This is a genomic window from Erysipelothrix rhusiopathiae (genome assembly GCF_900637845.1).
Taxonomy (GTDB): domain Bacteria; phylum Bacillota_I; class Bacilli_A; order Erysipelotrichales; family Erysipelotrichaceae; genus Erysipelothrix; species Erysipelothrix rhusiopathiae.
Genome location: NZ_LR134439.1, coordinates 1,203,664 through 1,216,533 on the forward strand (window position 1 = coordinate 1,203,664; position 12,870 = coordinate 1,216,533).

Below are 12,870 nucleotides of genomic sequence, written 5' to 3' on the forward strand. Positions count from 1 at the left end.
GTGTAAGTTCAGTGATATAAATTTCACATTGGAACGAATAATGTTTTTTGTAAATTTAGAATGAACGATGCACTTGTTTCAAGCACGTGTTATAATATGTGCTAGGATGTGATAATATGCGTGTTATGTTTATGGGAACAACACATTTTTCATGTGTTGTGTTACAACAATTATTAGATGATGGTTATGATGTCGTTGCAGTGGTAACGCAACCGGATCGACCTTTTGGTCGTAAAAAGGTACTAAAAGCACCACCGGTTAAGGAATTAGCAATCGAACATCAAATTACGGTTATTCAACCAATTAAAATTAAAGAATCAATTGAAGATGTTTTAGCGTTTGAACCTGATTTAGTGGTTACGTGTGCTTATGGTCAAATTGTACCTAAAGCAATACTCGACTATCCAAAATTTCTTTGCTTGAATGTTCATGCTTCATTGCTTCCAAAATTTAGAGGCGGTGCACCGATTCATTGGTCAATTATTCGTGGTGAAAAAGAGACCGGTGTAACGTTGATGCGAATGGATGTTGGTATGGACAGTGGAGATATGCTTTCATCTCGCAGTGTGTCAATTGAAGATCAAGATATGATGGGTGATGTAGAGGCTAAGTTAATGGAAGCTTCCAAAGTCCTTATTCATGAGGATTTAAAATCCTATTTAGAAGGTAAGTTGTCATTTATTCCACAAGATAAAGATCTCGTTACACTTGCTTATACAATCCAACGTGATGATGAGTTCGTTACATTTAAGAGACCCGTCGTGGATGTTTACAATCATATTCGTGGTCTGATTCCATGGCCCGTAGGTTATGGTGTTGTGGAAGGGATGAATGTTAAGTTTCATGGCGTCATGATGTCCAATTCAGAGCATTCTTCTGACCCAGGGGAAGTTGTTTCCGTCGATGAGAATGGACTTACAATTGCTTGTATCGGAGGAACCGTTACAATTACTCAAATACAACCTGCAGGAAAACCAGTTACGTCTGCGCATGATTTCGCAAATGGGCTTGGTCGAAATTGGAAGGGGAAACGATTTGAATGAGAGAAAACTATGAAATAAAACGTACCCAAACTTTAGTCATGATTGGTATTGTTACTGGGCTTATTGCGACCGTAACATTAATCATTAAAATTCCTTCCGCAACTGGAGGGTATCTTAACCTGAGTGATTTTGTCATAATGGTTTCTCCCATTATGCTTCCACTTGGTGGCGCTATTTTCGCAGCAGGAGTGGGTTGTGCGCTTGCAGATATTGCAGGAGGCTATGCAGTCTACGCAATTTTCTCACTTTTTATAAAAGCAGGAGAAGTTATAATTATTAAGCTTTTAGAACGCTACCTTGACACTCGTCAGCGTTGGATTCCATTTTCACTTGCTGCACTGTGGATGATGACGATGTATGGGTTTGTTGCGGTTTTCTTAACAAAGAGCTGGCCGGCATTTTTTGTGACATTAAAAGGCGATTTGTTCCAAGGCGTTTTCGCAGTCATATTGGCGACAATTTTTTATCCAAGATTACAAAAACTAATGAAATATTTAAGAGGTAACTAAATGAATCAAAAAAATATTCGAAATTTTTCAATTATCGCTCATATTGACCATGGAAAATCAACATTAGCGGATCGTATTTTAGAACAAACACATACGGTAGCTCATCGAGACATGCAAGCACAACTTCTCGATCAATTAGATCTTGAACGTGAACGTGGCATTACAATTAAGTTAAATGCTGTACAACTTGCCTACAAAGCTGATGATGGCCAAGAGTATATTTTCCATTTAATTGATACTCCAGGTCATGTTGACTTTACGTATGAAGTATCGCGATCATTGGCAGCATGTGAAGGTGCAATTTTAATTGTAGATGCAACACAGGGAATTCAAGCACAAACGCTTGCGAATGCATATCTTGCAATCGAGAATGACCTTGAAATTATGGTAGTTATTAATAAAGTTGATTTACCATCTGCCGATCCTGAACGTGTTAAACGTGAAATTGAAGATGTACTCGGAATTGATGCGAGCAATGCACCATTAATCAGTGCGAAGACCGGTTTAAATATTGATCAAGTGCTTGAAGGTATTGTTGCGCAAATTCCTGCACCGCAAGGCGATGTCGAAGCACCGCTTAAAGCTTTGGTCTTTGACTCTATTTATGACTCTTATCGAGGCGTTATTGCTTTTGTTAATATAAAACAAGGGCAAGTTAAAGTTGGCGACGAGATTAAGTTTATGGCTTCAGGGGCTGTCTTTGAGGTTACGGAGTTAGGTGTGCGTACACCGACTGAAATTAAAAAAGATAAACTTGTAACAGGAGAAGTTGGTTGGATTAGCGCAAGCATCAAATCAATTAAAGAAATTGGGGTCGGTGACACAATTACCTTGGCTGATAATCCTGCATCCGATGCATTACCGGGTTATCGTAAATTAAATCCTATGGTTTATTGTGGACTGTATCCAATTGACAGTAAACGTTATACTGATTTAAGAGAAGCATTGGAAAAAATGCAACTCAATGATTCTTCACTTGTTTTTGAACCCGAAACATCACAAGCACTTGGTTTTGGATTCCGTTGTGGATTCCTCGGTTTGCTTCACATGGATGTAATTCAAGAACGTTTGGAACGAGAATATCAATTCGATTTAATTGCGACGGCACCATCGGTAGAATTCCATGTCTATCTTACTAATGGAGAAATGCTTCAATTAGATAACCCATCAAAAATGCCGATTTCAAATGTTATTGATCATGTTGAAGAACCATTTGTCGAAGCGCAAATTATGGTGCCATCTGACTATGTAGGTGCTGTTATGGAACTTTGTCAAAACAAACGTGGTATCTACGTTGATATGCAAACCATTGATGGTACACGTATGAATATTGTTTACCATCTACCACTTGTGGAAATCGTTTTTGATTTCTTTGATCGACTTAAATCCACAACACGAGGCTATGCGTCTTTTGATTATGATTTTATTGGATACCAACAATCTAATCTTGTGAAGATGGATATACTTCTTAATGGAGAAATTGTCGATGCCCTTTCCACAATCGTGCATCGTGACTTCGCATTTAATCGCGGTAAAGCAATTACTGAAAAGCTTAGAACCTTAATTCCAAGACAACAATTTGAAGTTCCAATTCAAGCTGCAATTAACCAAAAAGTGATTGCTCGTTCTACCATTAAAGCACTTCGTAAAAACGTTATTGCGAAATGTTATGGTGGTGATATTTCTCGTAAGAAGAAACTTCTAGAGAAACAAAAAGAAGGTAAAAAACGCATGAAGCAAGTAGGTTCTGTGGAAATACCTCAAGAAGCATTTATGTCTGTTCTCTCAATGGATGATGAATAGTCGCGTTTATGATCGCATCCAAACGATGCGCAAACATTTTGGATGGGATAAAACAGACACCATCGAATTTATGACTGCGTGTGTCGTGGAAGAAGCACATGAACTCAAAGAGAGTTTCGACGATGAAGAAAATTTTAAGAAAGAGCTTGCGGATGTTTTAATGTATACGATTTCCATTTGTTTGGATCGAGACTATGATATTGAAGCGATTATCAACGATAAAATTGATGAGGTGATGAAGCGTGAATACTAAAGCACTGTATGTCCATATCCCGTTTTGTGATCATATTTGTGGGTATTGTGATTTTACTCGGTTTCATTATGCGCGACAAATTTCTGATCAATTTATGATTCGCTTGATCCAACAAATCAATGTTTTACCAGGAGATTTGAAGACCATCTATGTTGGTGGTGGTACACCAACATCTCTAGAAAATGATCAATTAGAGGCATTACTCAAAGCCTTGAAACCCAAATTAGCGGATGAGTACGAATGGACCTTTGAAGGGAACCCAGAAAACCTTACCGAGGAAAATGTACAAATGCTTCATAATTACGGTGTAAACCGGATGAGTTTGGGTGTTCAAACAACTCATGATGACTTACTCGAAAAAATCGGAAGACATCATAAATTCTATGATGTTGAAGTAGGCGTGAAGCTTTTACGAAAGATTGGTATTGAAAACATATCTCTAGACTTAATGTACGGATTACCAGGACAATCCTTGGAGAGTTTTGAATCTTCAATGCGTGATGTTATCGCACTCAAACCTGATCACGTATCCATTTATGCATTGACCGTTGAACCCAATTCGTTATTTGGAAGACGTGGTATTCAGCCGGTACCTATTGAACTTGAAACTGAAATGTTTCTTTCTTGCATTCAATTAATGGAAGGTGCGGGCTACGAACAGTACGAAATTTCAAACTTCGCTTTACCGGGATCAAGAAGTCAACACAACCAAGTCTATTGGCGCTATGAAGATTTTTATGCGCTTGGACCTGGATCAAGTTTGAAACATAATCATCAACGTAAAACATGGACGACCAAGCTTGGGATGTACTTAAAAGAAGATGCCTATCATGAAGTCATTGACTTAACACTTGAAGATGAAATGTTTGAGTTTATGATGATGGGACTTCGTCTTAAAGATGGCGTTGCCTATTCAAGATTTCAAGAACGTTTTGGAGTGGCACTTGAAGATGTTTTCTCAGATGCTATTGCAGAAGGTATTTCTCGAAAACTTCTTTATAAATCGGATGATGTCTTAAAGACAACATTTGAAGGATTTGTAATGTTGGATGATACACTACTGCCTTTCATGTCAATATTAAATGATTAATAAAAACCCTGTACGATTCCACCAATTTGGAAATTCATACAGGGTTTTTTTATAGAGAAACCAACACCAATACAACCGCAACAGAAATAAGTATAAGACACATGCTAAGTCCAATCCATATAAGTTTCAGAAATTTTAGTTCCAGTGCGCCTGCACGTTTTGATAGGCGTTTGTAAAGCCCAAATAACAATGCATTGAGTGCGCAAACCAAAAGAACAACAAGTAAACTGATACCCATTGGCGTGAATTGTTCGTGTTTTAGATAAACATAAACAAAAGCAATGAAAGATAAAATTGCGGCTGAGATTGATACTAAAGTATTTCGATTAACTTTAAACTTCATTATAACTGTTTAATATAATAATCGATAATGGCTTGTGTACCCATCTCGTCATACCCATTTTCGCTAAGGGTTTCGTAAATCTTACATACACTCTCTACGACTGGAAGGTATAGATCTTCTTTTTCATCCATTACAAGTTTTAAATCTTTGAGGAAATGCTTCAGAAAAAATCCTGGTTTAAAGTCTTTTGAGATCATTTTTGGACCGTTATTTGCAGCTTGCCATGAGGATGCAGAACCTCCAGTTATAACATTAAGCATGGTTGTCATGTCGATCTGATGATGGTGAGCATAATGTAATGCTTCCGCAGTTCCGGCAAGTGCTCCCGCTATTGCAGTTTGGTTCGCAAGTTTCGCATGTTGTCCATTACCATGTGTACCCATATAATTAATCGTTTTACCCATTACATTTAGAAGAGGAAGAATGGCATCAAAATCAGACGAATCGCCACCCACCATGATCGAAAGTGTTGCATTTATTGCCCCTAAGTCACCACCGGTAACGGGCGCATCAAGCATTCTAAATCCGTGTGCTTTTGCATCACGTGCCAATGATTTCGCAAGCGATGGGGATGATGTTGTCATATCCACCAAAAGACAACCCGGTTTCGCATGCTTCATGACCTCTTCAAAAACATCCTTCACATCACTTGGATACCCAACAATCGCAAAAACAACATCCGCATCTTGCACTACTTCTTCAATTGTTTGACATGCAGTTACGGATGGTTCCATCGCTTTTGCTTTTGAGAATGTACGATTGTACGCTGAAACTGTATAACCCGCTTCAGCCAAATGATTCGCCATGGGTTTTCCCATGACACCCGTACCAATCCACGCTATTTTTTTCATATTAATACCCTCCTTAAGTAACAATAATTATACCATGCCTGTGTTATAATAATAAAAAAAGGGGTATATATGAAATATAAAACGATGTTTTTGGGTCTTGTGGTTGTGGTTGCTTTCGGAATCATGATTCAAGTGACGAATCCAAGTGCTGATCTTGTGCTTACAGAACACAATACCCTCGCTCTTTCAAAACGGCTTCAAACACAAGACTTTCAATTGAATCGTGTTTTAATTCGTCAGGGTGCAATTGTTGAAAATAAAGTATTATTGAATCAAAATCGGCTTCAAGAAAAAAGTGGAAGCGATATACGACTCAAAGTGATTCAGTTTGAGTTGTTGCCAGATAAGATTGTTTTAGCGCTTGAGATGGCAAATAAGCAGGTTGTAACTGTTGAAGAACAAATCGACATGTCTTTAGCACCAAACTTATTTCTATTGAATGACAGCCTTGAAACACTTGAATTTGGAGAGACGTATCTTCTTGCCTATGCTTCAAACACTATCTATTCTGATAGTGTGACCTTAAGTGATCTTTATACACATATCACAACCGATTCAAATTCAGATGAATTTATTGTTTTAACACTTCAATTTATTTAGAAGTGAGATGTCTGATACAAAATCAAGAAGCACAAGATGACGCTTTAAAATTATGAATGTAACGGCGAAGGAATTAACTTGCCTATTAAGCATCGGTATGTTATTATTTATAGGCTTTATGACTGGGATATCCGTTTCCTCGACGATACTCTCGGTGATGAAGGTCTGAAAAACAGGAGGATACATACATGTTATCAAAATCAGAAAAACAAGCAATCATGACTCAATATGCACGTCATGAAGGCGATACAGGTTCAGCAGAAGTTCAAGTAGCTGTTCTTACAGCAGAAATTAACTTGCTTACAGAACACATGAAAGAACACAAAAAAGACTTCCACTCAAACCGTGGACTTCTTAAAAAAGTTGGACGTCGTCGTAATTTATTAACTTACCTACGTAACGAAGACATTAACCGTTACCGTGAATTAATCACAAGCCTAGGATTAAGAAAATAATAAAAAACATGAAAAGGAGCAGTTGCTCCTTTTTTGTTATATCAAATACGTATAGAATGTGTTAAAATTGAATAAGATATTGAGGTGAATCTATGAACAAGAGAGTATTTGAACTGGATTTTTGTGGAAAAAATCTAAAAGTTGAAACGGGAGAATTAGCGAAACAGGCTGGTGGATCTGTTTTAGTGCGTTATGAAGATACTGTAGTATTATCAGCTGCAACTGCAAGTAAGAAAGCGAAAGATATCGATTTCTTCCCACTTACAGTTACATATGAAGAAAAATTATATTCAGTTGGTAAGATTCCAGGTGGATTTTTACGTCGTGAAGGACGTCCAAGTGAACATGCAACACTAACATCACGTTTAATTGATCGTACAATTCGTCCATTGTTTGCGGAAGGATTCCGTAATGAAGTACAAGTTGTAAATACAGTATTATCTGTTGATCAAGACAGCGCACCTGATATGGCTGCAATGTTTGGGGCATCTTTATCATTAATGGTATCGGATATTCCTTTTGAAGGTCCTATTGCTGGAGTTACAGTAGGGTATATTGATGAAACATTTGTAATTAATCCAACACTTGAAGAACAAGAAAAATCAAAAATGCATTTGATTGTTGCGGGTACTAAAGATGCTATTAATATGGTTGAAGCGGGTGCAGAAGAAGTTTCAGAAGAACTTATGCTTGAAGCGATGTTATTTGGTCATGAATGGATCAAACGTCTATGTGCATTCCAAATTGAAATTGCACAAGAAGTAGCGAAAGAAAAAATGGAAGTTACCCTATACGAAGTGCCTTCTGAAATCGTAGAAGAAGTAGAAGCGCTTGTAGGTAAAGACTTACGTGAAGCAGTCGCAATCCATGAAAAATTAAAACGTTATGGCATGATTGATGAACTCGAGGAAAAAGCTGTATTGCATTTCGAAGCGAAATCATACGAAACGGAATCTGAAAAGCATAAAACAGTGAAGTACGTTAAAGAAGTCACACACGGCATGGTTGCGGATGAAGTTCGTCGACTCATTTCGATTGAAAAAATTCGTCCTGATGGTCGTGGTGTTGATGAAGTACGTCCTTTAAACGTTCAAATTGATTTGTTAAGTCGTGTACACGGTAGTGGACTCTTTACACGTGGTGAAACTCAAGTACTCTCTGTTTGTACATTAGGTGCAATGGCAGATACTCAAATTATTGATGACTTATCCGATGTGGATTCAAAACGTTTCCTACATCATTATAATTTCCCACCATACAGTGTTGGTGAAACAGGCCGTATGGGTGCACCAGGACGTCGTGAAATTGGACATGGTGCTTTAGGTGAGCGTGCTTTATCCTATGTTATTCCTTCTGAAGAGGAATTCCCATATACAATTCGTTTAGTAGCGGAAGTTCTTGAATCAAACGGTTCTTCTTCACAAGCAAGTATTTGTGCAGGTTCATTAGCACTTATGGCAGCGGGTGTTCCCGTTAAAGCCGCAGTGAGTGGTATTGCAATGGGTCTTGTTCAATATGGTGATGATTATACAATCCTTACAGATATTCAAGGAATGGAAGATCATTTTGGAGATATGGACTTTAAGGTTGCTGGAACTAAAAAAGGGATTACCGCCCTTCAAATGGATATTAAGATTAAAGGCTTATCCGAAGACATTTTACGTGAAGCATTAGCACAAGCGAAAACAGGTCGTGCGGAAATGATGGCTGCGATGGATGAAGTTATTTCAGAACCTCGTAACTTTGTTGGTGAATATGCTCCTAAGATCGCTCAAATGAACATCAAACCGGACAAAATCCGTGATGTTATTGGTGCGGGTGGAAAAATCATTAACCAAATCATTGAAGACTGTAATGATGTTAAGATTGACATTGAAGATGATGGTCGTGTTGTAATTTATCATACTGATCAAGCTTCAATTGATAAAGCGAAAGCAATGATTGAAAATATCGTTCGTGTAGCTGCTGTTGGAGAAATTTACGATGCGAAAGTTGTACGTATTGAAAAATTCGGAGCATTCGTAAATCTATTCCAAGGTACGGATGCACTCTTACATGTTTCTAAGATGGATCATAACCGTGTTGAAAAACCAGAAGATATCGTGAAATTGGGCGATATTGTTAAAGTTAAGGTTATGGAAATTGACGAAAAAGGACGTGTAAATGTATCTCGTAAAGCATTATTACCAAAACCAGAAGTTAAAAAAGAAGACGAAAAGTCTGCTGAATAATAAATGAACTTAAAAAACATCAATCTTTATGATTGATGTTTTTTTTGTTATTTATCTTTAAAGTATTCGCGAACCGCAGGAGCTACTTGTGTTCCAAACAATTCAATTGCATGAAGAACGTCTTGATGTTCCATAGAACCAATAGGTAAATGGAGCATAAATCTGCTTAAACCGAGATCTTCAATCATCTTGATGAGTTTTGGAGTAACTTCTTCAGGACTTCCTACAAACATTGCACCTCCAGGACCTGTCGCAATATCAAAATCTTGACGGCGGTAAGTTTGAACCCAATTTGAGCGGTCTTTCGCAATTTCTTCAATCAAGAGTTTGGTTGGATAGAAGTATTTGTCTTTTGCTTCTTGTGATGTATCCGCTATAAATCCCCAAGAGTGTGCTGCAACTTGCATTTGGTCTTTAGGGTATCCCATTTGTTTACCAATTGCGTGGTAGGCTTCGATGAGTGATTTAAAACGTAAGGGGTTTCCACCTATGATTGCATAGGTAATCGGTAATCCTTGGCGTGCAATGTTTACGGTTGATTCCACATTTCCCCCTGTTGCGACCCAAATTGGGAGCTTTTCTTGTACAGAACGGGGGTAGATACCTGTATTATCAAGGGATTGGGTATGATGACCATCCCAAGTAACTGTTTCATTTTCAACGATAGTACGAAGCATCTGTAGTTTTTCCGTAAACAAAGCTTCATAGTTCTTTAAATCATAGCCAAATAGAGGAAAGGACTCTGTAAAGGAACCACGTCCTACCATCATCTCCGCACGACCGTTTGATAAAGCATCGATCGTTGCGTATTGTTGGTACGCACGTACTGGGTCAATAGATGAAAGGACCGTAACTGCAGAACTTAAACGAATGTGTTTCGTATTCACCGCTCCAGCAGCAAGAACAATTTCAGGTGCGGAAACCGCAAAATCGGATCGGTGGTGTTCTCCAATTCCGTAAATATCGAGACCAACACGATCTGCAAGTTCGATTTCTTTTACGAGTTGGCGAATGCGCTCCGGATGAGAAGGGGCAATGCCAGTATTCTCAAGAGGTGTTGTTTCGCCAAACGTACTGATACCTAATTCTATTTTCATGATAATTACTCCTTTTCTAAATATTGGAAGTCATAGAAAGTATATAATTTTGAAATATGAATCGAAAAAACTACCTCATATGATCTAATTTGATTATATACTAAGTAAATTATTTTTTTCAATGACGATGACTTAGCGGTGCTTGTTTAAGTAAAAAAGTATTGAAGCGTGTACATCAATACTTTGTTTATTTTTAAAATGTAAGATTTTTTTCTTGATAGGTTTTATAAACTGCATCGAGATCATGGTCTTTTTGAAGCGGTACAAATTTTAATTCATCGGTATCGTAGCGTGGAATGACATGCACGTGATAATGAGGAACGGTTTGGCCACTTACTTCATTAGCATTAGTTAAGATGTTAACTCCGGTAGCACCAAAAGTTTCCATGAGTTTTAGTGAAAGCATTTGAGCGGTACAATTTACTTTGGAGACGACCTCAGGTGTGGCTGTAAGGACAGATTCTGTTGCAAGCTTGGGTACAACGAGGGTGTGTCCTTGAGTGGCTTGTGATATGTCTAAGAATGCAATGACATCCTCATCTTCCCATATTATTTTTGCGGGGATTTCTCGGTTAATAATTTTTTCAAACAGTGTCATAATAGACCTCCTTTACGTTATTATAGCATAAAGAAAAGACGCTTATTTAGCGTCTTTTTCCTTTTGAATATTTAAGTATTGTGGGAATTTCTCGGCAACGGCGTCATAAACGTCTTTGTCGTAAATTTTAAAACCATTGTCAACAAAAAGTTGTGCAAGGTATTTATTTACGATGTCCTTTGATCCTACAAATGCTTCAATGGTTTCATCTTGATATCGACTTGCATCGATTTCAATAATTTGAACAATATATTTACTATCATCACTTGCATCACTGAGGACACCGGATAATGTTGGTTCAGTTGCATTTTTGAGTGCATCCGCAACTTCTTGAGGATATTGAACCGATTTCAATAAGTGTACTTTAGCACTTCCATCATATGGAGAGCCTGTAACTTTGTAATCTTTTGCGATATCATCGAAGTTTTCACCTGCTTTAATTTTTTCAAGTGCTTCGTCTGCTTTCTCTTGATTCTCTAATTGAAGAATGCGTGCTTTACGCGGTGCATTTTCTGTAGTTAATGCTTCAAAATCTGTAACCATTTTTTCTTTAAGAAGATGTGTCATTTTGAGTTCTGGATAAACTGTTTGTGACATGAATGCATCAACACTATCGTAGCCACTTTGTTTTAAACGTTCTTCAAGTTGATCACCGAAGACTTCTTTAATTTCTTCAAGACGTTTGTCAGCTTCCGCTTTAACATCTTCGTCCGCAACATTTTCAGTAATTTTGTTTTGAGCTGACTTAACAACCGTCATTCCACCATCACTGAGCTTCATAACATCAAAAAGACGTTTAGAAGTAACTTTTTCATTACCAACAGAGAATATTTCTTCATCTGTGGAAATCATTGCGCGTGCATCACTGCATCCCGCAAGCATCAGCAATGCGAGGAGTGAAACTAGAAGTTTTTTCATTATTGATTACCTCCTAGACCCATAAATGCCATTAAATCTGCTTTAACGGATTCGTCTGCAAATTTAATATCTAAGCCTTCTGCTTTTTCCCAGATTGCTTGATATTGGATTTTAGGATTATTTGTTGATATTGCTTTTAAGAAATCTTTATCATATTTGATTTCTTCGAAAGAGTCTTGTTGAACTGTAATGCGATGACGACCGTATTGTGAAGTAACCCACCCAGTTGTTTCACCCTTCTTGATACTTGTAGCTCCTTCAATAAATTCAGGAACTAAACTTGATGTTTTATCCATATATCCGAGTAAACCACCATTTTGGGCAGTTCCATCATCGGAAAATTCCATAGCAACATCACTAAAAGCTTTACCCTCTTTTAAAGCTGCATCAATTTTCTCCATCTTAGCTGTTTCTTCAGCTGTAGGATTTTTTGAATCGTCCATCTTGACAAGGATGTGACTTACAACACGAGGTTGTTTTTCTTCGACAAATGCTTTCGCATATTGATCGTAATTTGCTTCAAGGTAATCTCCTAAAATGACATCAAGTTTATTTGAATTTTCATAAAACTTGTTCATTTCATCAACACCTTTATAACCCAATGAAACAAGTGCTTTATTCAATTGTTCTAACCCTGCTGCACCATTTTGTGCAGAAACATTAGTTTTAACTGTCTCAGCTTCTTCTTTAGATTTCTTAACGATATCTTCAGTTGTTTCCATTGAATCAAGAACAGCACGTTCGAATAACTTATAAATCTCTGCCGTTCCCTTCGATTCTAAGAGTTCATCATAGTATGCATCTGCAGTATAATCACTCCCAGCAACCTCATATATTACATCTTTACCGTCTACTTTTTTACCGCTCAAAACAGCGTTCATCTGTTCTTTAGTAAAATACCCGATACCGACAATCAGTACCAAACCTATAACGACGACAAACCAATATTTTTTTAAATTGTCAATCATTACAATCCTCCTTTTGTCTCATTAATTATAGGTTATTTAAGGGGTCAATGCAACACGTTACGAATACGTTTCGTGAGCGATGGTCGCCTTATTCGGATTAATCTTGTGCTA

The 12,870-nt window shown here is 37.6% G+C and carries 14 protein-coding genes; 8 read left to right on the forward strand and 6 right to left on the reverse strand.

The genetic code is table 11. From position 1 onward, the window contains the following. Positions 1-116: 116 nt before the first annotated feature. Genes fmt through hemW form a run of 5 tightly spaced genes read left to right on the forward strand, consistent with a single transcriptional unit; the run spans position 117 to position 4,698 of the window. The gene (gene fmt / locus EL194_RS05875; protein WP_003773083.1) at positions 117-1,043 is read left to right on the forward strand and encodes a methionyl-tRNA formyltransferase; all 927 of its coding nucleotides are present in this window, start codon (positions 117-119) and stop codon (positions 1,041-1,043) included. Further along, positions 1,040-1,552: an ECF transporter S component gene (locus tag EL194_RS05880; protein WP_003773085.1), complete on the forward strand. Its 513-nt coding sequence runs from the start codon at positions 1,040-1,042 to the stop codon at positions 1,550-1,552. The genes fmt and EL194_RS05880 overlap by 4 nt, the downstream gene beginning before the upstream one ends. Then, positions 1,553-3,355, forward strand: a complete 1,803-nt coding sequence (gene lepA / locus EL194_RS05885; RefSeq protein ID WP_003773087.1) for a translation elongation factor 4 — start codon at positions 1,553-1,555, stop codon at positions 3,353-3,355. Beyond that, complete coding sequence (locus EL194_RS05890) at positions 3,348-3,608, forward strand: MazG nucleotide pyrophosphohydrolase domain-containing protein (protein WP_232012988.1); 261 nt, start codon at positions 3,348-3,350, stop codon at positions 3,606-3,608. The genes lepA and EL194_RS05890 overlap by 8 nt, the downstream gene beginning before the upstream one ends. Next, positions 3,598-4,698, forward strand: a complete 1,101-nt coding sequence (gene hemW, locus EL194_RS05895) for a radical SAM family heme chaperone HemW (RefSeq protein ID WP_003773090.1) — start codon at positions 3,598-3,600, stop codon at positions 4,696-4,698. Before EL194_RS05890 ends, hemW begins: the two co-directional genes overlap by 11 nt. 49 nt (positions 4,699-4,747) lie before the next feature. Here the strand turns inward: hemW and EL194_RS05900 are convergent, their stop codons facing one another. Both EL194_RS05900 and EL194_RS05905 read right to left on the reverse strand, forming a co-directional pair. Next, positions 4,748-5,041 (reverse strand): hypothetical protein, encoded by a 294-nt coding sequence (locus EL194_RS05900; protein ID WP_003773092.1) that lies wholly within the window; start codon positions 5,039-5,041, stop codon positions 4,748-4,750. Beyond that, a complete protein-coding gene (locus tag EL194_RS05905; protein ID WP_003773094.1) occupies positions 5,041-5,892 on the reverse strand; it encodes an NAD(P)-dependent oxidoreductase in 852 nt (283 codons plus the stop codon). The genes EL194_RS05900 and EL194_RS05905 overlap by 1 nt, the downstream gene beginning before the upstream one ends. Positions 5,893-5,961: 69 nt before the next feature. Here EL194_RS05905 and EL194_RS05910 point away from each other — a divergent pair, with 69 nt between their 5' ends. The 3 genes from EL194_RS05910 (at position 5,962) to pnp (ending at position 9,178) form a co-directional block, all read left to right on the forward strand. Beyond that, entirely contained in the window at positions 5,962-6,492 is a 531-nt protein-coding gene (locus tag EL194_RS05910; RefSeq protein ID WP_003773098.1) for a hypothetical protein, read from the forward strand. Between the two features lie 188 nt (positions 6,493-6,680). Then, a complete protein-coding gene (rpsO, locus tag EL194_RS05915; RefSeq protein ID WP_003773100.1) occupies positions 6,681-6,947 on the forward strand; it encodes a 30S ribosomal protein S15 in 267 nt (88 codons plus the stop codon). A 92-nt stretch (positions 6,948-7,039) separates the two neighbouring features. Beyond that, complete coding sequence (pnp, locus tag EL194_RS05920; RefSeq protein ID WP_003773102.1) at positions 7,040-9,178, forward strand: polyribonucleotide nucleotidyltransferase; 2,139 nt, start codon at positions 7,040-7,042, stop codon at positions 9,176-9,178. A 47-nt stretch (positions 9,179-9,225) separates the two neighbouring features. Here the strand turns inward: pnp and EL194_RS05925 are convergent, their stop codons facing one another. The 4 genes from EL194_RS05925 to EL194_RS05940 all read right to left on the reverse strand — a co-directional run bounded on the left by EL194_RS05925 (position 9,226) and on the right by EL194_RS05940 (position 12,759). Beyond that, positions 9,226-10,275, reverse strand: coding sequence for an LLM class flavin-dependent oxidoreductase (locus EL194_RS05925; protein WP_003773105.1), 1,050 nt, complete (start codon positions 10,273-10,275; stop codon positions 9,226-9,228). A 193-nt stretch (positions 10,276-10,468) separates the two neighbouring features. Continuing rightward, positions 10,469-10,873: an HIT family protein gene (locus EL194_RS05930; protein ID WP_003773107.1), complete on the reverse strand. Its 405-nt coding sequence runs from the start codon at positions 10,871-10,873 to the stop codon at positions 10,469-10,471. A 42-nt stretch (positions 10,874-10,915) separates the two neighbouring features. After that, a complete protein-coding gene (locus EL194_RS05935; RefSeq protein ID WP_003773109.1) occupies positions 10,916-11,791 on the reverse strand; it encodes a peptidylprolyl isomerase in 876 nt (291 codons plus the stop codon). Next, the gene (locus EL194_RS05940; protein ID WP_003773110.1) at positions 11,791-12,759 is read right to left on the reverse strand and encodes a peptidylprolyl isomerase; all 969 of its coding nucleotides are present in this window, start codon (positions 12,757-12,759) and stop codon (positions 11,791-11,793) included. The genes EL194_RS05935 and EL194_RS05940 overlap by 1 nt, the downstream gene beginning before the upstream one ends. Positions 12,760-12,870 lie beyond the last annotated feature (111 nt).